This is a genomic window from Streptomyces sp. NPDC006372 (genome assembly GCF_040612515.1).
Taxonomy (GTDB): Bacteria; Actinomycetota; Actinomycetes; order Streptomycetales; family Streptomycetaceae; genus Streptomyces.
The window spans coordinates 24051-46414 of sequence record NZ_JBEXQJ010000050.1 but is presented as its reverse complement, the minus strand read 5'-3'; the positions used below and the strand labels follow the sequence as shown (position 1 = coordinate 46414).

Genomic DNA, 22364 nt, shown 5'->3' with positions numbered 1-22364 from the left:
GGTATCTCACGCCAGGCGGAGAGGTCGTGGTGACCGGCCGGCTCGACCGGCAGGTGTCACTGGGCGGCCACCGCGTCGGGCCGGCGGTGTCGGGCCCTCGTGGCTGTGGGCCTCATCCCTCGTCGAGGCGTGCGCGCAGCAGTCCCTTGCCCAGTTCGGCGCCCTTGCGGCTGTCCGCCTGGGCCTTGCGGAACAGATCCGCGACCTCGGTGTCCTTGGTGCGCTCGGCGTCCTGGATGTAGCTCTCCAGGCGCAGGGCGTTGTTCAGACACGCCTCGACGTACCAGATCAGGTTGTAGTCCTTGTCCTGCGTACCGGTCACACCGCCGGTCTCCGTCTGGCTGCTCATTCGGACCTCCTTCTCGCGGGACGGACCTCTCGGGCGCCGGACGGGTACCCTCGCTCCGATCGGCCACACGGATCCTCATCGCTACTTTCCGTAGTTACGTGATCACGCCCTCCGCGGGCAGGGGTCACTCGCCGGGACAGACCCGCACGGACCATCAACTCCCCTCCCCTGTACGGCAATCCAGACAGTTGACGTAGAAGCGAACAGACACCTGCCACTTTCGAAACGAAGTGGCACTCCACCGTGCGAGATCGGTCTGTGACGGTGTGTACTGTGCTGCGGGTAGCTCGACAGAGCACCTCGGACCACGCCCTGCCCGCCTCCCCCTGGAACCGACTCGATGATCGATCTACCGGACCTGGCCGTCGGTGGTCTGGCCCTCGGCACACTGTGCGCGTTCGCCCTCGGCGGCGGGCTGCTGCGCTCACGGCGGCAACTCAGCGCGCAGCGCGCGAAGACGGCCGCCCTGCGGGCTCAACTCGACGGCACCTCACGGACGTTCACGTCCGAGGTCGAGCATCTGGCGGCGCGCCGGGTGCCCGCGGCGGCCCGGCAGGTGGCCCATCCGCACATCGCCGTGCCCGGCCCGCTGAACCCGCAGCTCGCCGGTTCCCCCCTGGGCCTCGCCCTGGAGCAGGTGCTCGAGGGCCTGCACGCCGAACTCGCCGCGCAGCGCACGCGCATCGACGCGGCGGCACAGGCCGGGATGCGCGGGGCCACCCGGGAGATCCAGGCAGCGCTGTACCGGTTGCAGGACGCCCTGCGCGGCCTTCAACAGCGCTACGACGATCCCGAGTTGGCCCAGACCCTGTTCGCGCTGGATCACGAGAACGAGCAGTCCCTGCGGCGCGCGCAGATCGCGGCGGTGGTGTGCGGGGCCTGGGTGGGGCTGGCTCGGGAGGAGTCCCATCTCGTCGACGCGGTGACGGGCGGTCAGGCCCGGCTCCCGGGCTATCAGCGGGTCCGGGTCAACAACCATCTGGCGGCGGGCACCGCCCTGGTGTCGCACGCCGTCGAGCCGGTCGCCATCATCGTCGCCGAACTCCTCGACAACGCGCTGCGGCATTCCGCGCCCGACACCGACGTCGTGGTCAATCTCGAGGCCGTCCACCACGGTGTCTGTGTCACCGTCGACGATGCCGGGCTGGGTATGACGCAGGACGAACGGGCCCGGGCCCAGCGGATGGTGGGCGGTCGGGAACCGATCCTGCTCACCGAGCTGGGCGACCCGCCGCGCATGGGACTGGCCGCCATCGGCCAGCTGACCCGGCAGTTCGATCTGAGCGTGGACCTGTCCTCGCCGTCCCCGTACGGCGGGGTGCGGGCGGTGCTGCGGGTCGACAGTCATCTGCTGAGCCGGATCGATCCCGAGGAGCTGCCTCCCGCGGCCAGCGCCCCGCGTTCGACCCGCAGGGCGGAGCGGGACACCGCCGGCGGTTCGGTCTCGTCCCGGACCGCCGGGAGCGCCGGGACGCGCGCGCCCGGGCCGGAGGCGCCCTCGGCCGCATCGTCCCGGGGGCCGGGGACGCCGTCAGCCGCGCCCTCTCGGGGAGACGACCCGACGCGGGCGACACCGCCCGAGGAGCCCGGTCCGGCCCCGTCCGCCGCGTCCGACGGTCCGAAGCCGGCCACCGAGTCCCGGACGCCCGAGCCGCCGTCCGCCGCCTCCGGCCACGGCTCCGAACCACCGTCCGGCACCGGTGCCCACATCGCCGGGCCGTCTCGCACCACCCCGGAGCACGACCACGGCTACGGCTCGGACCAGGACGACCTGGCCGCGCCCCCGGTCTCCGGCCACCACGGCCCCCGCGACAGCGGCGGCCTCCCCCAGCGGCGGCGCCGCAGCCGGATCGCGCCCCCGTCCGACGCCTCCGCCCCGACCGCCCCCGCACCGGCGCCTGCGCCGCGGCGCGGCCCTCGGCGCCCCGAGGAGTCCGCCGCCGCCCTCGGCGCCCTCCAGTCCGGCACGGCGGCCGCGCGCTTCGCCGCCCGGCCGAACACCGGCGCCGTCCCATCCGTACCTGAGGGTGCCCAGGTCGCGACCACGACCGACGAGGCATCCGACGACACCGACCGACAGCAGAACGACCACGAAGGGGGAACGGCTCGATGACCAGCCGCGCAGCGGGGGACACGGCATGGGTGCTCGACCCGGTCCTGGAGGTGCCGCACGTCGTGGCCGCCGTCCTGCTCACCCGGGACGGGCTCGTGACCGGCTACACCGACGCGCTGTCGCAGCCGTCGGCGGAGCGGGTCGCCGCCATCACCAGCACCGTGCAGGGCGCGTGCCGTACCGCGGCCGCGGCGTTCGCGGACTCCGACCGGGCCGACATACGGCAGGTCGTCATCGAGTCGGACCACGGCTACGTGCTGATCGTGCCGACCGACCACGGCACCTGCGTGGCCGCGTACGGCGACCCCGAGGTGCGACTGGACCTGCTCGCCCACCGTGTGCACTCGCAGGTCGCGCGGCTGGGTGAGAAGGCGATGGCCGCCGGGCCCCGAGGTGCCGACGGCGACACGGCGGCATGACCCCCCGCCGGGGCGGCCGTCCTCTGGTTCCCGCGTATCTCTCGACCGGCGGAGTGGCCCGGCCCAGCCGCGCCCATCTGGAGCGGCTGTCGGTGCTCACCGGCAGCGGCGAACCCGCCCCCGCCGGCCTGACCGCCGCGCAGGCGGCCCTGCTGGAGGAGCTGGAGTACGGGGCACTGACGGTGATGGAGGCCGCGGCCCTGCTGCGGCTGCCCGTCTCCGCCGTGCTGGTGCTGGCCGCCGACCTCATCGACCAAGGCCTCGTGCTGGCCCGCGCGCCGATCCCGCCCGCCCGACGCTTCGACCCCGACCTGCTGAAGAGAGTGGCCGATGGCCTCCGCGACCTCAAGCACCGTTGACACCGCCGCCGGCGGCGACGGCATCCATCTCCCGGAAACCGCCCGCGACCTGGTGAAGATCCTGGTAACGGGGCCCTTCGGGGTGGGCAAGTCCACCCTCATCGGCTCCGTGTCCGAGATCCGTCCCCTGCACACGGAGGAGCAGCTCACCGAGGCGTCCGCACCGGTGGACGATCTCGCCGGGATACGGGACAAGTCGACCACCACGGTCGCCATCGACTTCGGCCGGATCAGCCTTGCGGGCGGCATCGTGCTGTACCTGTTCGGCACGCCCGGCCAGGAGCGGTTCCGGCCGCTGTGGGACGACATCGCCTACGGGGCGCTGGGCGCGCTCGTCCTGGTGGACGCCCGCCGGATCGACGCCTCGTTCGACGTGCTCGGGCTGGTCGAGGAGACCGGGCTGCCGTACGCGGTCGCCTTCAACACCTTCCCGGACGCGCCCCGCCACCACACGCCCGAGCAGCTGCGCGCCGCCCTGGACCTGGAGCCGACGACGCCGATGGTGACCTGCGACGCGCGGGAGCCGAACTCCTCGATCGACGCCCTGCTCGCCCTGGCCCAGCACCTGATCGACCATCGACCCGCGGAGCACCGGTGACGCACCCCTCCCCCGCCGAGCAGGCCTTCTCCCTCGCGACGCCCGTCCGCCTCTGGGAGGACGGCTTCGCCCGCGATCCCGACCCCTACTACGCCGCCCTGCGCGCCCAGGGCCCGGTCGGCTGGGCGGAACTCGCGCCCGGGGTGCCGGCGTACGTCGTCACGGACCGGCGGGCGGCCCTCGACCTGCTGCACGACACGGAGACGTTCTCGCACGATCCCCGGCCGTGGGAGGCGACCGTCCCCGACGACTCCCCCGTGCTCGGCATGATGCGCTGGCGACCCAACACCCTGTTCGCCGACGGTGCCGCCCACATCCGCTACCGCACCGCGCTGCTCGACGCCTTCGACCTGGTGGAGCCGCACGACCTGCGGGCGCGGGTGCACCGGGCCGTGCACCTGCTGGTGGGCCGGTTCGGGCCGCGGGGGGAGGCCGACCTGGTCGGCGAGTTCACCAGGCCGCTGATGGCGCTGGTGTTCAACAGCCTGTTCGGGCTGCCGGAGAGCGCGAGCGACCGGCTCGACGCGGCGCTCGGCAAACTGATCGAGGGCGGCGCGCAGGCGGCGGAGGGCGAGGCCGAGTACGCCGGGTACGTACTGGAGCTGATCACGGCCAAGTCGGAGCGGCGCGGCGAGGACCTGCCGAGCTGGCTGCTGGACCATCCGGCGGGGCTGACCCCCGAGGAGGTCACCTGGCAGGTGTTCCTCACACTCGGCGCGGGGCACGAGCCGACGGCCAACCTGGTGTCCAACGCGCTGTCCCGGATCCTCGGCAACCCGGCCTACTACTCGACGCTCACCAGCGGCGCCCGTCCGGTGACGGACGCGGTGCTGGAGGTGCTGCACCACGAGACGCCGCTCGCCAACTACGGCATCCACTACGCCCGCACGTCCGTCACCTTTCACGGCGCGTGGATCAGGACCGCGGTGCCGGTGGTGATCTCGTACGGGGCGCTGGCCCAGGCCGCCGAGCGGAAGCGCGGCGGGGACCGCCACCCGGGGGACGCCTCGCACCTGTCCTGGTCGGCGGGCCCGCACGCCTGTCCGGTCAAGCAGCACACGCTGCTCATCGCCACCGAGGCGATCGAGCGGCTCACGCAGTGGCTGCCCGATCTCGAACCCGTGCTGCCCCGTGAGCGCCTCACCTGGCGGCCCGGTCCGTTCCACCGCTCGCTGACGGCGCTGCCCGTCCGTTTCAGCCCCCGCTCCCCCGACCAGCCAGGAGGACGACCGTGACCGTGACCGACCGCATCGCCCTGGACCCCTTCGGCGCCGACATCGCCGCCGAGAGCGCCCGGCTGCGCGCCCTCGGCCCGATCGTGCCCGTGGAGCTGCCGGGCGGCATCCCCGCCTGGGCGCCCACGCGCTACGGCACGCTGAAGGAGCTCATCCTCGACCCGCGGGTCAGCAAGGATCCCCGGCTGCACTGGCGGCTGTGGCCCGAGGTCGGTGAGCATCCGTCCTGGGGCTGGATCCTGGGCTGGGTGGGCGTGGTCAACATGCTCTCCGCCTACGGCGCGGACCACACGCGGCTGCGCAAACTGGTGGCGCCGAGCTTCACGCACCGGCGCACCGAGGCGATGCGGCCGCGGGTGGAGGCGATCACGGCGGAACTGCTGGACGCACTGGACGCGGCCGACGGCGAGGTCGTGGACGTCAAGGAAGGGTTCGCCCATCCGCTGCCGATGCGGATGATCTGCGAACTGTTCGGGGTGCCGGACGAGTTACGCGAGGACACCGGCCGGATGATCGCGGCCATCATGGACACCACCGACCCGAGCCCGGAGCACGCGGCCTCCGTCCAGCGGCAGATCGGCACGGTGCTGCCCGCGCTGGTCGCCCACAAGTCCGCGCACCCCGGTGACGACATGACCACCGAGCTGATCCGGGTTCGGGACGAGGACGGCGACCGGCTCAGTGAGGAGGAGCTGCTGCACACGCTGCTGCTGGTGATCGGGGCCGGTTACGAGACCACGGTCAACCTCATCGGCAACGCTGTGGTCGCCCTGCTCCGCAGCCCCGAGCAGCTGGCGGCCGTCCGGTCCGGGGAGATCGGCTGGGACGCCGTCGTCGACGAGACGCTGCGCGCGCACCCGTCGATCGCGTCCCTGCCGCTGCGGTTCGCCGTGAGCGACCTGACCGTCGGCGGCGTCACCGTCCCGGCCGGTGACGCCATCATCACGACGTACGCCGCCGCGGGTCTCGACCCCGAGCACTACGGTCCGGACGCCGACGTCTTCGACGCCACCCGGGCCAGCGACGACCATCTGGCGTTCGGGATCGGGGTCCACCGCTGTATCGGCGCGCCGCTGGCCCGCCTGGAGGCGCTGACCGCGTTGCCCGCGCTGTTCGACCGGTTCCCCGGCCTGAGCCTGGCCGCCGGGGAGGAGGGACTGCGCCAGGTGGCGTCCTTCGTCGCCTACGGCTGGCAGGAGATACCGGTGCGGCTGCGCGACTGAGGCCGTCGCCTGCTCCTGGCGCCCGAGCTGCGCGCGGGAGCGCGACCGGTCCCCCGTTCCGGTCGAGCCCCCGCGGTTCCTCGAACCTACGTCCCGGGCCGAGGCCTTGTGAATCGTGCCGATGCCCGTTGCGCGCTCAACAAGGCTCACCCGTGCACAGCCGAGTCCGGATGGCCCGGTTTCGTCCCGCCGGGACGTGGCCAACCGGTTGTCCCGGGGCAGGACGGTTCACGCGGGGCGCTGGAGAACGGGCAGGTCGAGGTCGCCCACCAGGAGGTGCGCGAGCACGACCTCGTACAGGTCGGTGCCCGCGGCGAGCAGCTGGCGTTCCAGGACGGGTTCGGCGCTGCGGACGTGTTCGCGCACGGTCTGCGCGTGCACGCCCAGGGCCTGCGCGGCCCGTTCTGCGTTGCCGCCGGCGGCGATCCAGGTGCGCAGGGTCCGCCGCGGGTTCCTGGCGTCCGCGTCCAGCCGGCCCAGCAGCTCCTGCGCCCAGGCGCGCGCGGGCCCGGTCAGCAGATCGGAAAGCCGGGGGCCGCATGTTCCGGTCGTGCGGGCGAACGGAGTGTCGGGCAGGCCGATCCGGGTGTTGAGCGCCAGGTGGACGACGGCCCGCACGGTGAGATCGGCGAAGTCGGTGCCGAGCAGGGCCTCGACGCGTTCCATGCGGGCGCGGACGGTGTTGCGGCTGACGCCGAGGACCTTCGCCGCGCTGACGGCGGTGAACTCCAGACCGAGGCGGGTGGTGGCAAGGAGTTCGGCGCGGGTGTGGTGCGGCAGGCCGTCGAGCGGGTGCAGCACGCGGGCCGTCCAGGCGCGCAGCGTCTCCGGGTCCATGAGGCGTTCGGGGTGGGTGCGTTCCGCGTAGACCGCGGTCTTGTCGGGCCGGAAGTGCGCGACAGCGAGGGCGCTGACGGCCTGTCCGTAGGCGGTGGCGGTCCGGGCGAGGCTCTGGCGGACGCTGCCGCCGAGGAAGGTGTCCGTATGCCGTCCGACCAGTGATCGCAGGGCGTCGCCGGTGGTGTCGCGGGGGCCGACGACGATCACATGGCCGTCCATGGCCGGGCAGCGCACGACCAGGGCGTCCTCCTGGATGCTGTCCAGGCACTCCTCGGCGATGCGGTCGCGGTGGGCGGGGTCGGACTCGACGACGTACACGCACGCCGTGTCCGCGTCGAGCAGGCCGGGCCAGAGTCCTGCGGCGACGCGGCGGGCGGCGATGGTGTCCTCGACCATCAGCAGTTGCAGGATCGCCAGGCGCAGGTCGGAGGTGGCCCGCTGGAGCCGGAGCCCGGCGGCGGTCGACTCGCGCGCGGTCAGCAGCAGCTCGATGACCGGGGCGGTGTGGGTGATGACCTCGGAGGCCCGGCGGTCGAAGGGGGCCGCGCGGGAGACGGCCAGGACGCACGCGTGGGACGGGTGTTCCACCCGGACCAGGCGCAGGTGGCGCTCGTGGCTATCCCAGGCGGCGGAGGCGATCCGGCCGCTGGTGATGTCGGTGACGAGTCCCTCGTCGAGGGGGATCCGGGTTCCGGCCACGAGGTTCCCGGCGGCGTCCTGCAGGGCCACGGAACCCCGCACGGCTCCGGAGAGCCAGGCGACGACCTTGCGGACGTCGCGCCCGGCGGGGCGCAGGTGCTCGAGCAGTTCCCCGGCCCACGCGGCGCCCACACCGCCCGGCGTCTCCTGCTGCCGGTTCCCGCCCTCTCGGCCAGCCACTTCGGCCTTCCCCTCGCGTCCCGCACCGCCTCCGGCGCACCGGTCGGGGACGTTACCTCACGCGACCCGGGCTCTCATCCCGGGCCGACGCCCCTCGTGCCCCGGTCAGGGGCCTGACACACCACCCTGCGCCACCGCACCACCGGGTCGGCATAAGCTCGACGGATGGCGAAGTACTACGACGTGCACCCCGACAACCCCCAGCCCCGCACCATCGGCCAGATCGCCGACAGCATCCGCGCGGACGCTCTTGTCGCCTACCCCACGGACTCCTGCTACGCACTGGGCTGCCGGCTCGGCAGCCGGGACGGCATCGAGCGGATCCGCACGATCCGCAAGCTGGACGACCGGCACCACTTCACCCTCGTGTGCCAGGACTTCGCGCAGCTCGGCCAGTTCGTGCGGATCGACAACGACGTGTTCCGCGCGATCAAGGCGTCGACCCCCGGCAGCTACACGTTCATCCTGCCCGCGACGAGGGAGGTGCCGCGGATGCTCCAGCACCCCAAGAAGAAGACGGTCGGTGTGCGCATCCCCGACCACGTCGTCACCCAGGCCCTGCTCGCCGAGCTCGGTGAGCCGCTGCTGTCCAGCACCCTGCTGCTGCCCGGCGAGGAGGAGCCGATGACCCAGGGCTGGGAGATCAAGGACGAGCTCGACCACGTCCTCGACGGGGTGGTCGACTCCGGCGAGTGCGGCACCGAACCGACGACGGTCATCGACTTCTCCGGCGGGGAGGCCGAGATCGTGCGGCACGGCGCGGGCGACACCTCGCGGTTCGAGTAAAGGCCGCGCCAAGGGGCGTCCAGGGGAACACCGGGTCCAGGGGGCGGGCGGAACGCCCCGGGAAAGCGCGTGCCACGATGACCGTGATCCGCCCGGTCACGCGGACGGGTTCCCGCCCCACACCCCCGCAGAGAGGCACCAGAGCCATGACCGCCGTACAGGGAACCGCTGTCGACATCCCCACCGAGGACGGCACCGCCGACGCCTACCTGGTGCATCCGGCCGACGGGGCCGCCCGCCCGGCGGTCCTGTTCTTCATGGACGCCTTCGGCCTGCGTCCGTGGCTGCGCTCCATGGCGGACCGGCTGGCCGGTGAGGGCTACACGGTGCTGGTGCCGAACGTGTTCTACCGGCACGGCCGTGCCCCGCTGTTCGATCTGCCGGAGTTCATCGACCCGGGGGCGCGTCCGGAGATATTCGAGCGCATCGGGCCAGTCATGCAGTCCCTGACCAACGAGCGGGCGATGCGGGACGCCGGGGCCTATCTGGGCTGGCTGGCCCAGTCGCCCGTCGCGGCCGATGGGCCGGTCGCGCTGACCGGCTACTGCATGGGCGCCCGGCTGTCGCTGCTCACCGCCGGGACCTTCCCCGAGCGGGTCGCGGCCGCGGCCGGCTTCCACGGCGGGCGGCTGGCGACCGACGCGCCGGACAGCCCGCACCTGGTGGCGGAGGCCGTCACCGCCGAGGTGTACTTCGGCCACGCCGACCAGGACCACTCGCTGCCGCCTGAGCAGATCGAGCGTCTGGAGGAGGCGCTGACCGCGGCGGGCGTCCGCCACAGGTGCGAGGTCTACGCGGGCGCGCCGCACGGGTACACGCAGGCCGACACGGCGGCGTACCACGAGGAGGGCGCCGAGCGGCACTGGTCGGCCCTGCTCGACCTGCTGAAGCGCACGTTCTGACCTATATCGGCTCCCGGTGAACGGGAGTTGTCGACGTACCGACGGTAAGGGCTTGCTCTCCCACGATCCCTGCGCGTAGACCTTGCCGAACATCAACCATGGCTCTGCGGGGAGTTGGCTCATGGAAGGCACGGTCGACGGGTTCCGCTACGGTGCGGTGACTCAGGTGGCGGCTTATCTGATGGCCTGTCTGGGAGGGGCGCTCGGGCTACGGTGCATCGTGCGCTCGCTGCCGAACGCGCGGTCGTGGAAGCCGGGCTGGCTGGCGTTAGGCGCCACCTGCATCGGATGCGGCATCTGGACGATGCACTTCATCGCCATGATCGGCTTCCATGTGCAGGAGACCCGGGTCCGTTACGACGCGGCCACGACGGTGCTCAGTCTCGTCGTGGCCGTCGCCGTGGTGGGCATCGGCGTGTTCATCGTCGGCTACCGCGGCACGGGCGGCGGCGCTCTGGCCGTCGCGGGGGGAGTCACGGGGCTCGGGGTGGCGGCCATGCACTACCTCGGCATGGCCGCGCTGCGCCTGAACGGCGACGTCGCGTACGACCCGGTCGGCGTCGTGCTGTCCGTGCTGATCGCCATCGCCGCCGCGACCGCCGCCCTGTGGTCGGCGGTCACGATCCGCGGCTTCCTGACGAGCCTCGGGGCGAGCCTGGTGATGGGCGTGGCGGTGTCCGGGATGCACTACACCGGCATGGCGGCCGTCAGCGTCCACGTGCACGACACGACCGGCGGTACATGGGCCGGCGACTCGCCGATGTCCCTGTTGCTGCCGATGCTGCTGGGGCCGGTCGTCTTCCTGCTGCTGGCCGGGGTGGCGGTGATGTTCGACCCGCTGCTGGTGCTGGGCGAGCGACCTCCCGTGGCACAACGGGGCTCCTCCACCGAGGGCCGGGCCGCCACGAACTCGGGCGGAAAGCAGCACACTTCGCGGCACGAGAAGAAGTCACCCGTCCGCAGGCGGTGAGGAACCCGCCTACGGCCGGCTCCTAGATCATTGTTACGGTGCACCGGTGTCTGACTCCTCACGCGATACCGCCGAAGGCGCCGGCTGGGGCACGACCGAACGCGGCGCGTACCAGCGGTTGATGCCGCCGAAGGTCGAGAAGATCTCCTGGCTGAACCCGAAGACGCTGTGGGCCGCTCGCAACGGCGTGCTGGCCTCCTGGTTCGGGGACCCGACCGGCCGCACCCGCAGCCGGTGGGTGGCACAGCGTGCGGCCACCGGCGCACCGGCCGACAAGGTGATCCGGCGCGACGATCCGGACCGGTTCTCCTTCCTGGTCATCGGCGACACGGGTGAGGGCGACGACCCGCAGTACGCCGTCGTCCCGGGCTTGCTGAAGACCGGTGAGGACACCAGATTCGCCGTGCTGGCCAGTGACGTGATCTACCCGGTGGGCAGCGCGGACGACTACGGCACCAAGTTCTTCCGCCCGTACCAGGACTACCGGGCGCCGATCTACGCGATACCCGGCAACCACGACTGGTACGAGGACCTCGGCGGCTTCATGCGGGTCTTCTGCGACGACGCCCCGCCCCTGCCGCCCGAGCCCCGGCCGCGTCCGCTCGGCCGGGCCTGGCTGCGGTCGCTGCTGTGGCACCGGCCCCGCCCGGACGACGGGCAACACCTCGCCGAGGATCGCAAGTTGCGGTCCGACACCGCCCAGCAGGCCGTGCAGCCGGGCCCGTACTGGGCGATCGACGCCGGGCCGGTGCGGATCATCGGCATCGACACCGGGTTGCTCGGCACCCTCGACGCAGAACAGGGCGCCTGGCTGCGCGAGGTCTCCCGGGGGCCCCGCCCGAAGATCCTGGTCACCGGCTCACCCCTGTACGTGGACGGCAAGCACGAGCCGTGCGCCATCGAAGGCGGCGGCACCGTCGACGACATCGTCCGCGACCCGGCGTACCACTACGTCGCGGCGATCGGCGGCGACATCCACAACTACCAGCGCTACCCGGTCCGGCTGACGGACGGGCGCACCCTCCAGTACGTCGTCGCGGGCGGTGGCGGGGCGTTCATGCACGCCACGCACACCATCCCCCGCGTCGACGTCGCGAACGTCACCGAGCAGGACTTCCGCTGCTACCCGCTGCGAGGCGACTCCCTCGCCTTCTACAGCCGGCTGTACGGGCGCAGGCTGCGGATGCGCCGCTTCTTCACGCTCACCGAGGCGGAGGCGACGGCCGTGATCACCGAGCGCCTCGGCATCAGGCCCGCGCGCGCACCGGGCACCTCGGCGCGGGTGACCCGGCGCGTCCGGCTGGTCGCCGGGCTGCTCGGCACCGGCCGCCGCCCCGACCGGGCCAAGCGGTTCCGGCTGCCCGTGCGGAAGATCTACACGTCGCTGTTCTCGCCGAGCTCGGCGACCTACAGCCCGCCGTTCTTCAAGTGCTTCCTGCGCCTGGACGTGTCCCCGGAGTCCGTCCGGCTGCGCTGCTACGCGGCCACCGGCAACCGTGCCCAGGAAATCGACCCGCCGGTGGAGGACGAGGTGACGATCCCGCTCGGCTGATCCCGGGCCGATCCGCCGGCTGATCCCGTACGACGGGAACAGCACGGGCCGACGCGGAGTTGGCACGGGCGTACGCCATGCCATTGAACCTTCAATTATGGAGGGCCCGTGCCACCGACCCCACGACCGCTGCGCAAGCTGGGCTTCCTGACCATCGGGCTGTTCGACGAGACGGACCCGCGCCGCGGCCACGAGTCGACACTGGAGATCATCGAGCTGGGCGAGCGGCTCGGCTTCGACAGCGCGTGGGTGCGCAACCGCCATCTCCAGTACGGCATCTCCTCGCCCGTCGCCGTCCTCTCCGCGGCCTCCCAGCGCACCAGCCGCATCGAACTCGGCACCGCGGTCATCCCGCTCGGCTGGGAGAACCCGCTGCGCCTCGCCGAGGACCTGGCCACCGTCGACCTGCTGTCCGGCGGACGGCTCAACCCGGGCGTCAGCGTCGGCCCGCCGATGCACTTCGACCAGGTCAAGGACGCGCTGTACCCGGGCACGGCCGACACCGAGGACTTCGGTCATGCCCGGGTGGAGCGGCTGCTGGACTTCGTGCGGGGCGCTCCGGCGACGGACTTCAGCGGGGTGGAGGGCTTCGAGGTCTTCTCGGACCGGGTGCAGCCCCACTCCCCCGGGCTGGGCCGGCGCATGTGGTACGGCAGTGGCAGCCTGCGGTCGGCCCGGTGGGCCGGTGGGCACGGCATGAACCTCCTCACCAGCAGCGTCGTCAAGGCCGAGGACCCGGACGGGCCTCAGGACTTCGCGGAGATCCAGCTGTCGCACATCCGCGCCTTCCGGGCGGCCCACCCGGACGGTGAGGCGGCCCGCGTCTCACAGGGCCTGGTTGTCATCCCCACGGACTCCGCCTCTCCGCAACAGCGTGCACGGTACGAGGAGTACGCCGCCGGCCGTCTGCCCCGCACCAGGTCACCGCAGGGCCCGGCGCGGCTGCTGTTCGCGCCGGACCTGGTGGGCACCTCGGACGAGATCGCCGAGCGGCTGCACGCGCACGCCGCGTTCCGGGAGGTGGACGAAGTGGCGTTCGCGCTGCCGTTCACCTTCGAGCACGAGGACTACGTGCAGATCCTCACCGACATGGCGACGAAGCTCGGCCCGGCGCTGGGCCGGCCCCAGGGCGTATAGGCCCGGCCCGGGACGCGCCGTCCGCCTGCCGGACCGGCGCCCGGCCACCGGACGGCTGGGCACCGGACGGCCGGGCGCGGACCCGGTGTGCGGCTCCGGCGCCCCGCCGCGCACCGGCACCGGCACCGGCACCGGCACCGGCTCACCAACGCCCGGGCGCCGTCCCGGTGATCGGCTCCGACGCCCTCCCGTCCACGCCCACCGGCACGTCCCCGGCGAGCATCACCCGGTGCATGATCCTCGGGTGGTCGAGGTGGGCGGTGTCGCCGGGAGCCAGGTGCATGGTGGCGCGGTTGTCCCAGAACGCCACACTGCCCGGCTCCCAGCGGAACCGGACCGTGTACTCGGGCCGGACCGCCTGCTCCAGCAGCAGGTCGAGGATCGCGCCGCTCTCGGGCCGGGAGAGGCCGGCGATCTGCTCGACGTAGTAGCCGTTGACGTACAGGACCCGCTCCCCGGTCTCCGGGTGGACGCGCACCAGTGGGTGCAGCGTCGCGACCTGACGGTCCAGCAGGTGGCGGACGTAGGCGTCGTCGCCGGGCCGGGGCTGGTAGCCGACGCCGAGCCGGTGCTCGGCCCGCAGCCCGTCGGCGAACTCCCGCAGCGGCGCGGAGAGTCCGGCGTACGCCGCCGCCAGGTTCGACCAGGTGGTGTCGCCGCCGTAGGGCGGGACGGTCTCGGCCCGCAGGATCGTCGCGGCGGGTGGGTCGACGCGGGCGCCGTGGTCGCAGTGCCAGCCGCGCAGCAGGGTGTGGCGGCGGCGCAGCAGCCACTCGTCGTGCTCCATGCCGAACCGCCCGCCCAGTTCCAGCCGGTCGGCGGTCGTCTCGATCTCGGGGAAGCCGGGCGGCGAGGCCTTGCCGCGGCGCGGCAGCACCACCGGCTCGCCGAAGCGGCGCGCGAACGCCACGTGCCCGGTGTGGTCCAGCCGCTGCCCCCGGAAGAACACCACCTTCCACCGCAGCACCGCCGCCCTGATCGCGGCGACCACGGCGTCGTCGAGTTCCGATGCCAGATCGACCCCGCTGATCTCGGCACCGATGTGCCCGGCGACCGGCCGCACCTCCACCCCGGCGTCCCGCACCGCCTCGTCCGTCATCGGGCTGTCCGTCGTCATGAGCACTCCGCTGGTCGTGGGCGTGGTCCCTCCCGAAGATCGTGACAGTGATACCCGCCCGGGGCGACACCGCCGGACGAGCCGAACCGGGACTCGGCGGGGGAGGCGACGGAAAACCCGGTCGAGGCGGGACGCACCGTGCCGGTAGCGTCCCGCGCATGACCTTGACCGACCTCTCCCTGGGCTTCCGCGACCCGGATCAGCGGCGATGCGCTCAGGCGGTGATCCACAACAGGCTGGCGGACGACCGGGACCAGCAGGAGTGCCGCTACCTCATGCGGTTCTGGTGGCAGTTGTGCGTCCCCTACCGGGAGGTGACGCTCGACCAGCTCAGGGAGAACGTCGGCGGGCCGAAACTACGGCTGGTGGAGGAGCTGATCGAGGCCGTCCGCACCTCCCCCGAGGCGATCGACGAGTGGATCGACGCCGTGGAGAATGCCTTCCCCGTCGTCCAGGACCGCGGTTTCGAGGCCCAGGTACGCCTGAACAGCGGCCTGTCCGCCGGGCCTACACCCTGAACTCACGGATCACCGTGTTCCGGAACACCGCCGCGCCGTCGATCGTGAAGAGCGCGAGCCCCGTGTCGACCAGGTACGGGAAGGCCGCCGACGAGTGCACGTACCGGCCGTCGTCGAGGAACAGTTCCACGGAGGTGCGGTCGACCAGAACGCGGAGCTTCACGGCACGCCGGGCGGGGTCGAACGGGCTCTTGCTCTCCTGCCACCTGCCCGACATGTCAGGGGACACCGTGGGGCGGCGGTTCAGGAAGGCGTAGTCGCGGTAGACGCCGGCGTCGATGTGGCGGACCCCGTCCGGGGAGCGCCTGATCTGCACCCCGGCGCCCGTCAGCTGCTCCCAGGTGATCTCGCAGGTCAGTTCGTAGGCGGTGCCCCGGTAGTCGAGGACGCGGGTGCCCGCCACCTCCAGGTCGCCGAGCCGTACTGTGCGCGAGACGTACCGGTCGAGCGCGGTGACCGGCCGGGACGCCAGGTGGTAGGTGCCGTCGGCCGCGCGCTTCAGTGTGATCTCACGGACGATCGAGTCGGTGCCGTTGAGACCGTCGCTGTCGATGGTGGGCGTGAAGTGGGCGTAGTCCCAGTTGTTGAGCCAGCCGATCGCGTAGCGCGTCTCCTCGTCGACGCCGCCGTCGGTGCCGTGCTTGTCGAAGGTGACCGCCCCGTACCAGTCCCAGCCGTAGTCGAGCCACTGCGGCTCGGCGGCGTCGGCGGCGAAGCCCGTGCCGTCGAAGGAGCCCGTCCAGTAGGCGTAGGTGTTGGGCAGCCCGGCGCCCTTGCCGTTGGCGCTCACCCCGAGCACCCATTTCACCGTGCCGTCCCCGGCGCGGATCCGGAACAGGTCGGGGCACTCCAGCACACCGATGCCGTTCTTGACGAAGCCGCTCACGTACCTCCAGGTCCTGAGGTCGCCGGAGTGGTAGAAGCCCACCTTGTCGTTCTCCGCGAGGGCCATCACCCACCGGCCGCGCTCCTCGTCGCGGATCACCTTCGGGTCGCGGAAGTCGCGCACACCGGGATTGGGCAGCACCGGGTCGGTGCCGTGCGGCGTGAACGTGCGGCCGCCGTCCGTGGAGTAGTACAGGTACTGCGCCTGGTCGCTCGGGCCGTCGTGCGGGGACATCGTGGCCAGGACGACGACCGCGCCCGCCCCGAAGCCCGCGGTGTTCTCCGTGTCGACCACCGCCGAGCCCGACCAGACGTCGCCGTTCGGGGTGGTGTCCTTGGGCACGGCGACGCCCCGGTCGGTGAAGGAGACCAGGTCGGTGCTGGTGGCCAGGCGCCAGGCGGTGCCGACCGCGCCGGACAGGTAGTCGGCGTTGTAGAGGTAGTAGTAGTGGTACTCGCCGTCGATCCAGACCGGGCGCTGCGGGTCGTTCTTCCACTGGTCCGGGACGGTGAAGTGGTACGCGGCACGGTAGCTCGTGCGGGCGGGCCCCGGCCGGGCCGCGGCCGGTCCCGCCGTCGCGGGCAGTAACGCGCCGGCGGCTCCCACGGCCGACCCGGCGAACAGCGCTCTCCTGGTGATGTCGCCCATCACACCTCGTTCCTCTCGTCGGAAACGGCGGCTCATGTGCACCAGGACTGTGGGACCTAACTCGTTAAAGGTCAAGCGGTCGCGCGTCTTGACAGGCCTCTTCGGCGCTCACATGATCTGGGGCATCAGACCTCATCTAACACGAGTTAGGCCTCGCACGATGACCGACTCGCACCTCACCCGCCGCACCCTGTTGCGGTACGGCGCCTACGGCGCGGGTGCCGCCGCCCTGGCCGGTACCGCAGCGAGCTGGGACCGGCTCACCGGAGCCGACATCCCCGGCCGTGACGACGGCTCCCTCGTCGTCGCCACGCTCGGCCCCGCCTACGGCCCGGAGGCCATCCGCACACTCCGCGAGGGCTTCCGCGAGCTGCACCCCGACATCAAGCTCCAGATCAACGCGGTGCAGGCCGTGGACTGGTCGGACTTCTTCGCCAAGATCCTCACGCAGGTGGCGGCGGGCACCGCCCCCGACCTGGTGTACGTGGCGACCGAGGGCGTGCAGCTGTTCGCCCAGCGGCTCGGTGTCGCCCTGGACAAGTGGGTACGCCGGGACGCGGCCGAACTGAAGGAGTACTTCGCAGACGTCCACCCCTCGCTGGTGGAGTCGATGATGTACGAGGGCAGCCTCTACCAGCTGCCGGTGGAGTTCAACGCCGCCGACATGTACCTCAACCGGCAGGTGCTGCGGCGGGCCGGAGCCGCGCACCCACCCGCCGACTGGACCCGCGACGACTTCACGGCACTGCTGCGGGACATGAAGCAGGCGAGCGGCTCCCGCTTCACGCCCTACTTCTGGACCAACCGGCTGTGGGGCGGTGTGGTGCCCTGGCTGTTCGCCAACGGCACCAACCTGCTCGAGGAGTCCAAGGCCCCGGGCGGCGACTGGCTGTGGGACTCCTTCTACCCGGCCGACCAGCGCCGCGGCCGCGGCGGCGGCTTCCGCTGGACGACGCCGCAGGCCACGCACGACCGGGTGGAGGAGGTCTACGACTATCTCGCCTCCCTCGTCCAGGACGGCCTGTGCACCCGGCCCGAGGGCGGCAACGGCCAGAACCTCATCGGCGTGTTCTCCACCGGGCGGGTCGGTGTCACACCGGCGGGCGGCTTCTGGGCGGGCGGACTGCACCTGGCGGGCATGGAACGGGACGGCTTCGACGTGCAGTACTTCCCCCGCTGGCGCACCCAGCGCATGCAGTACGGCGCGGCGGGTTACGCGCTGCTGCGCACCTCCAAGAAGCAGGAGGAGGCCTGGGAGTTCATCAAGTACGCGGCCCGCAGGGACACCCTGACGCGCCTCTTCACGACGAACCAGACGACCCCGGCCCGCCGCTCGATGCTGACCGCCGGCCGGTACGAGGAGACCGGTCCGGCCCACTGGCCGGTCTTCTACGACACCCTCGACCGGTTCCCCGACACGGGGCCCATCCCGGCGCCGCCGCAGGTCGCCGAGATCGAGCAGCTGCTGCTGAAGCACACCGGCACGGCCCTGGCCTCCCCGCGCTCGGTGCGTCCCGCGCTGCGCCGGCTGCAGGGCGACCTGGAGAAGGCCATGGAGCGTGACGTATGACGAACACCCAGATACCGCCCGCGCGAGCCGAACGGCCCTCGGCCGCGCCCGCGCAGGACACGTCGCGCCCCTCGGCCCGTGACCGTGGGAGCCGGCTGCTGGCCACGCTGTTCCTCACCCCGACGATCGTCGGCATCGTCGTCTTCACGGTCGTGCCCATCATCGGGTCGGTCGTCCTGAGCCTCTTCCACTGGAACGTCATCGACTCGCCGAGCTACGCCGGGTTGTCCAACTACGGCGAGGTGTTCGGCGACGACACCGTGCTGGTGTCCTTCCGTAACACCCTCGTCTTCATGGTGTTCGCGGTGGCGCTGCAACTCCTGGTCGCCCTGGCCCTCGCGCTGACGCTGAACGGGCGGATGCCCGTATGGCTGCGGTCGGTGTTCCGCTCGGCGTTCTTCTTCCCGCTGGTGCTGTCCGCCGCGTCGATCTCGGTGGTGATGAAGTACCTGTTCAACCAGGACTTCGGGGTGATCAACTGGCTGCTGGGCTTCGTCGGGATCGCGCCGGTGCCGTGGCTGACGTCGGAGAACGCGGCGATGGCGACGGTGGTCCTGGTCTACGTGTGGCAGCAGTTCGGCTTCTCGTTCCTGTTGTTCATCGGCGGTCTGAACAACATCCCGAAGGAGATCCACGAGGCCGCCGCCCTGGACGGCGCGACGGGTCTGCGCAAGCACCTCACCGTCACGCTGCCGCTGCTGTCGCCGACGCTGCTGGTCGCCTCCGTGGTCGGCATCATCAACGCGCTGCAGGTCTTCGAGCAGCCGTACGTCCTCACCAACGGCGGTCCCGGCGACTCCACCCGCACGGTCGTGATGGTGATCTACGAGACCGCCTTCGAGCAGCTCCGCTTCGGTGAGGCGTCCGCGGTCGGTGTGCTGCTGTTCATGCTGATCATGGCGGTCACGGCCCTCCAGTTCCGGCTCAGCCGGCGCTTCGTCCACTACCAGTGAGCCGGGTGAGTCCCTTGAGCCAAGCAACCCTGTCCCTCAGCCGGGCACGCCACGGGCTGGCGCCGTGGGCACGGATCGCCGGACTGGCCGTGTGCGCCCTGCTCACCCTCGGCCCGGTGGTGTGGACGGTCTCCACCTCGTTGCGCACGCCCGCCGAGGCGTTCGACCTGCCGCCGCAGATCGTCCCGTCGAACCCTTCCACCGAGGCGTACCGAGGAGTGTTCGACCAGATCGACGTCTGGCTGCTCGCCCTGAACTCCACGCTGGTCACCGGACTGATCGCGGTCGGCCAGATGATCACCGCGGGCCTGGCCGGCTACGCCTTCGCCCGTCTGGAGTTCCGCTTCAAGAAGCCGCTCTTCGGGCTGGTCCTCGCGACCATGATGGTGCCGCTGCAGGTCACCATCGTGCCGGTGTTCCTCGTCCTGAAGTCGATGAGCCTGACCGACACGCTGCTCGGGCTGATCATCCCCGCCTTCCCGACCGCGTTCGGCACCTTCCTGATGCGGCAGTACTTCCTGGGCATGCCCAAGGACCTGGGCGAGGCGGCGATGCTGGACGGTGCCGGGCCCTGGCGCACCTTCCGGTCGGTGTACGCCCCGCTTGCGGCGCCGGGCCTCGCGATCGTCGGTGTCCTGGCCTTCAACTACCACTGGAACGAGTTCTTCCGGCCGCTGATCCTCGAGACGTCGGGCCAGAACTACACGTTGCCGCTGGGCCTTGTCTCCCTTCAGGGCAACCTCGGCACCGGCTCCATATCGGTGGTGCTCGCCGGTGTCGTCCTCTCCATGATCCCCGCCGTCGCCGTGTTCGTCGTCGGCCAGCGCCCTCTGCGAGAGGGCATCACGTCCGCAGGAGTCAACCGTTGAGCCTCGCCGCTCCCCCGCAGGACCCGCACGCCCCGCGCTTCCGGGTCCGCCCGCCCGCCAACTGGATGAACGACCCCAACGGCCCGTTCCGCTGGCGTGGCCGCTACCACCTCTTCTACCAGCACAACCCCGACGCCCCGGTGCACGCGAACGTCCACTGGGGTCACGCCTCCAGCCCCGACCTCGCCCACTGGGAGCACCACCCCATCGCGCTCACCCCGACACCGGGCGGCCCGGACGAGGCGGGCTGCTGGTCGGGCTGCCTGGTCGACGACGGGGGCGTGCCCACGGCCGTCTACACCGGGGTCGACCGTGACCACGAGGGGCTCGGCACGATCTGCCTGGCCCGGGCGGCCGACCCGGACGACCCCGCGCTGACCGAGTGGACTCCCCTCCCGACTCCGGTGGTGAAGGCCCCGCCGGAGGGGCTGGGCGTGGTGATGTTCCGCGACCCGTTCGTCTTCCGGCACGACGGCAGGCGCTGGGCACTGGTGGGCGCGGGGCACGCCGACGGGACACCGTCGGTCCTGCTGTACGACTGCGAGGACCTGACCGGCTGGCGGTTCGCCGGAGTCCTCCTGGACGGCCGGGACCCGGCCGCCGCGGCGGCGTTCGGCGACCGGGCGACCGGCTGGGAGTGCCCGCAGCTCTACGCGACACAGGACGGCGAGTGGGTGCTGGCCGTGTCCCTGTGGGACGGCCACCCCTGGACCACCGGCTACCTGACGGGGCGTCTGGACGCGGACCTGCGCTTCGCCGCCCGGGCGGGCGGACTGCTGGACCACGGCCGCGACTTCTACGCGCCCGCCGTGCTCCAGGAGCCCGACCGGGCCCTGATGTGGGGCTGGTCGTGGGAGGCCCGCGAGCAGGGCGGGGCCGACTGGGCCGGTGTGCTGACCGCACCCCGTGTCGTCGACGTCCACCCGGACGGGGCGCTGCGGGTGGCCCCGGCGCCGGAGCTGCACCGGCTGCGCGCCGCGGAGCCGTTCGTCACCGCGCCGGGCCGGGTCCCGCTTCCGGCGGCCTACGACCTGACCGTCAGCGCCCGCGGGCGCACCACGGTGACGCTGCTGCGGTCGGCCTCGGGCGCCGAACTCACGGTCCGCCTGGATCCGGACGAGGGCACGCTGACCCTGCACCGTGACGGCTGGCCCCGTCAGGAGCCCGGGGCTCCGGTTCTCGTCCATGTGGCACCGGACGAGGAGCTCACGGTGCGCGTCCTCGCCGACGGCTCGCTGTACGAGCTGTTCTTCGGCGACCGGGCCACCATCACCGAGCGGATCTACCAGCGGGCCGACGACATCAGGGAGCTGACGGTGACATCCGGCGCGGCCGTCACCGGATGGGAGCTGGTCCCACCGACTCACGGCTGATCACCGGGCAGGCCAGGCGGCGCACGGTGGCGGGCGGTGTCCGTCCGGTGGCGATGGAGTCGAGGAGCAGCCGTGCGGCGGTCTCGCCCATCGCCCGATGGGGCAGCGCGACCGTGGTGAGGGGCGGCGCGAGATGCGCGGCCATGTGCTCCTGGTCGTCGTAGCCCACCACCGACAGCTCGCCGGGTACGGCGACCCCGAGCCGGGTCGCGGCGTACAGGGCGCCCGCCGCGACCCGGTCGTTGTAGCAGAAGACGCCGGTGGGCCGGCGGTCGGCCGGAACTCCCTCGAGGAGCCGGGTGGCGCCCTCGTAGCCGCCGGAGATCTCCCCTCCGGTCCGGACGACCCAGTCCTTGGGCACGGTGATGCCTTCGGCGCGCAGCGCGTCCCGGAAGCCGCGCAACCGCTCCACCGACGCGATGTCGTCCTGCCCGCCGACGAGCGCGACCCTCCGGTGCCCCTGCTCCAGCAGCAGCCGGGCCGCCGTACGGCCGCCGGCGCGCTCGGCGGGGATGACGGCGGGCAGCGAGTCGTCCGCCGGCAGGCAGTTGGCCAGCACGGAGTGGGTGCGGTGCAGGCCCTCGGGGACCCGGACGCGGCGCAGCGACATGGCCGCGTAGATGATGCCGTCGACCCGCCGGTCGAGGAGCTCTGCGACCGCCGCGTCCTCCTTGGCCGGGTCGCCGCCGGAGTCGACGGTGAGGACCAGGTGCTCCCCGGCCCAGGCGGTGTCCATGGCGCCGCGCAGCAGCCTCCCGGCGAAGGGCGAGGAGGCGATCTCGTCGGTGACCAGGCCGATCACCGCCGTACGGCTGCGGCGCAGGCCGCGGGCGACGGGGTCGGGCCGGTAGCCGAGCCGGGCGGCGGCCTCCCGGATGCGCTCCTGGGTGGCGGGCGAGAGGTTGCCCTGGGCCCGGCCGTTGAACACGAAGGACACCGCGGTGTGCGACACGCCGGCGAGCCGGGCGACGTCCCGCGAGGTGGGACGTCCCGTTCCCGTCGCCCGCTTCTCCTCGGCGCTGCCCATGCCGTCCGCCGTCCTCACCCCCACCCCGTCCGGTTGATCAT

General features: G+C 72.2%; 21 protein-coding genes. 16 read left to right on the top strand and 5 right to left on the bottom strand.

The annotated features are described in order from the left end of the window. Positions 1-112 precede the first annotated feature (112 nt). A complete protein-coding gene (locus ABZ016_RS39695) occupies positions 113-349 on the bottom strand; it encodes a hypothetical protein (protein ID WP_356921624.1) in 237 nt (78 codons plus the stop codon). Between the two features lie 340 nt (positions 350-689). Between ABZ016_RS39695 and ABZ016_RS39690 the strand changes: the two genes are divergently transcribed. Genes ABZ016_RS39690 through ABZ016_RS39665 form a run of 6 tightly spaced genes read left to right on the top strand, consistent with a single transcriptional unit; the run spans position 690 to position 6296 of the window. Beyond that, the gene (locus tag ABZ016_RS39690; RefSeq protein WP_356921622.1) at positions 690-2462 is read left to right on the top strand and encodes an ATP-binding protein; all 1773 of its coding nucleotides are present in this window, start codon (positions 690-692) and stop codon (positions 2460-2462) included. Continuing rightward, positions 2459-2881, top strand: coding sequence for a roadblock/LC7 domain-containing protein (locus ABZ016_RS39685; protein WP_356921621.1), 423 nt, complete (start codon positions 2459-2461; stop codon positions 2879-2881). The genes ABZ016_RS39690 and ABZ016_RS39685 overlap by 4 nt, the downstream gene beginning before the upstream one ends. Next, the gene (locus ABZ016_RS39680; RefSeq protein ID WP_356921620.1) at positions 2878-3240 is read left to right on the top strand and encodes a DUF742 domain-containing protein; all 363 of its coding nucleotides are present in this window, start codon (positions 2878-2880) and stop codon (positions 3238-3240) included. The genes ABZ016_RS39685 and ABZ016_RS39680 overlap by 4 nt, the downstream gene beginning before the upstream one ends. Continuing rightward, positions 3212-3838 carry an ATP/GTP-binding protein gene (locus ABZ016_RS39675; RefSeq protein WP_356921619.1) on the top strand — a complete coding sequence of 209 codons (627 nt, stop codon included), beginning with the start codon at positions 3212-3214 and terminating at the stop codon, positions 3836-3838. Before ABZ016_RS39680 ends, ABZ016_RS39675 begins: the two co-directional genes overlap by 29 nt. Further along, positions 3835-5073, top strand: a complete 1239-nt coding sequence (locus ABZ016_RS39670) for a cytochrome P450 (protein WP_356921618.1) — start codon at positions 3835-3837, stop codon at positions 5071-5073. The genes ABZ016_RS39675 and ABZ016_RS39670 overlap by 4 nt, the downstream gene beginning before the upstream one ends. Then, positions 5070-6296, top strand: coding sequence for a cytochrome P450 (locus ABZ016_RS39665; RefSeq protein WP_356921617.1), 1227 nt, complete (start codon positions 5070-5072; stop codon positions 6294-6296). The genes ABZ016_RS39670 and ABZ016_RS39665 overlap by 4 nt, the downstream gene beginning before the upstream one ends. A gap of 228 nt (positions 6297-6524) precedes the next feature. On the opposite strand, the gene ABZ016_RS39660 is transcribed toward ABZ016_RS39665, so the two are convergent. Beyond that, the gene (locus tag ABZ016_RS39660) at positions 6525-8015 is read right to left on the bottom strand and encodes a helix-turn-helix domain-containing protein (RefSeq protein WP_356921616.1); all 1491 of its coding nucleotides are present in this window, start codon (positions 8013-8015) and stop codon (positions 6525-6527) included. 165 nt (positions 8016-8180) lie between these two features. Here ABZ016_RS39660 and ABZ016_RS39655 point away from each other — a divergent pair, with 165 nt between their 5' ends. The 5 genes from ABZ016_RS39655 (at position 8181) to ABZ016_RS39635 (ending at position 13362) form a co-directional block, all read left to right on the top strand. Further along, a complete protein-coding gene (locus ABZ016_RS39655) occupies positions 8181-8801 on the top strand; it encodes an L-threonylcarbamoyladenylate synthase (protein ID WP_356921615.1) in 621 nt (206 codons plus the stop codon). Positions 8802-8947: 146 nt separating this feature from the next. Continuing rightward, complete coding sequence (locus ABZ016_RS39650) at positions 8948-9703, top strand: dienelactone hydrolase family protein (protein ID WP_356921614.1); 756 nt, start codon at positions 8948-8950, stop codon at positions 9701-9703. A gap of 121 nt (positions 9704-9824) precedes the next feature. Next, positions 9825-10673 (top strand): MHYT domain-containing protein, encoded by an 849-nt coding sequence (locus tag ABZ016_RS39645; protein WP_356921613.1) that lies wholly within the window; start codon positions 9825-9827, stop codon positions 10671-10673. 46 nt (positions 10674-10719) lie between these two features. Then, positions 10720-12225 carry a metallophosphoesterase gene (locus ABZ016_RS39640; RefSeq protein WP_356921612.1) on the top strand — a complete coding sequence of 502 codons (1506 nt, stop codon included), beginning with the start codon at positions 10720-10722 and terminating at the stop codon, positions 12223-12225. Positions 12226-12333: 108 nt separating this feature from the next. After that, positions 12334-13362, top strand: coding sequence for an LLM class flavin-dependent oxidoreductase (locus ABZ016_RS39635; RefSeq protein ID WP_356921611.1), 1029 nt, complete (start codon positions 12334-12336; stop codon positions 13360-13362). Positions 13363-13504: 142 nt separating this feature from the next. Here ABZ016_RS39635 and ABZ016_RS39630 read toward each other — a convergent pair whose 3' ends face one another. Then, positions 13505-14479 carry a TauD/TfdA family dioxygenase gene (locus ABZ016_RS39630; RefSeq protein WP_356921610.1) on the bottom strand — a complete coding sequence of 325 codons (975 nt, stop codon included), beginning with the start codon at positions 14477-14479 and terminating at the stop codon, positions 13505-13507. A 158-nt stretch (positions 14480-14637) separates the two neighbouring features. Between ABZ016_RS39630 and ABZ016_RS39625 the strand changes: the two genes are divergently transcribed. After that, positions 14638-14997 (top strand): hypothetical protein, encoded by a 360-nt coding sequence (locus ABZ016_RS39625; RefSeq protein ID WP_356921608.1) that lies wholly within the window; start codon positions 14638-14640, stop codon positions 14995-14997. On the opposite strand, the gene ABZ016_RS39620 is transcribed toward ABZ016_RS39625, so the two are convergent. Continuing rightward, entirely contained in the window at positions 14987-16531 is a 1545-nt protein-coding gene (locus ABZ016_RS39620; protein WP_356921607.1) for a glycoside hydrolase family 32 protein, read from the bottom strand. The two genes, ABZ016_RS39625 and ABZ016_RS39620, sit on opposite strands and share 11 nt — an antisense overlap. Before the next feature lie 160 nt (positions 16532-16691). Here ABZ016_RS39620 and ABZ016_RS39615 point away from each other — a divergent pair, with 160 nt between their 5' ends. The 4 genes from ABZ016_RS39615 to ABZ016_RS39600 are packed head-to-tail and all read left to right on the top strand — an operon-like array spanning position 16692 to position 21296. Continuing rightward, positions 16692-18101, top strand: coding sequence for an extracellular solute-binding protein (locus ABZ016_RS39615; protein ID WP_356921606.1), 1410 nt, complete (start codon positions 16692-16694; stop codon positions 18099-18101). After that, complete coding sequence (locus ABZ016_RS39610) at positions 18098-19054, top strand: sugar ABC transporter permease (RefSeq protein WP_356921605.1); 957 nt, start codon at positions 18098-18100, stop codon at positions 19052-19054. The genes ABZ016_RS39615 and ABZ016_RS39610 overlap by 4 nt, the downstream gene beginning before the upstream one ends. 14 nt (positions 19055-19068) lie before the next feature. Then, a complete protein-coding gene (locus ABZ016_RS39605) occupies positions 19069-19923 on the top strand; it encodes a carbohydrate ABC transporter permease (protein ID WP_356921604.1) in 855 nt (284 codons plus the stop codon). Further along, a complete protein-coding gene (locus ABZ016_RS39600; protein ID WP_356921603.1) occupies positions 19920-21296 on the top strand; it encodes a glycoside hydrolase family 32 protein in 1377 nt (458 codons plus the stop codon). The genes ABZ016_RS39605 and ABZ016_RS39600 overlap by 4 nt, the downstream gene beginning before the upstream one ends. On the opposite strand, the gene ABZ016_RS39595 is transcribed toward ABZ016_RS39600, so the two are convergent. After that, positions 21259-22323, bottom strand: a complete 1065-nt coding sequence (locus ABZ016_RS39595) for a LacI family DNA-binding transcriptional regulator (protein ID WP_356921629.1) — start codon at positions 22321-22323, stop codon at positions 21259-21261. The genes ABZ016_RS39600 and ABZ016_RS39595 overlap by 38 nt on opposite strands. Between the last annotated feature and the right edge of the window lie 41 nt (positions 22324-22364).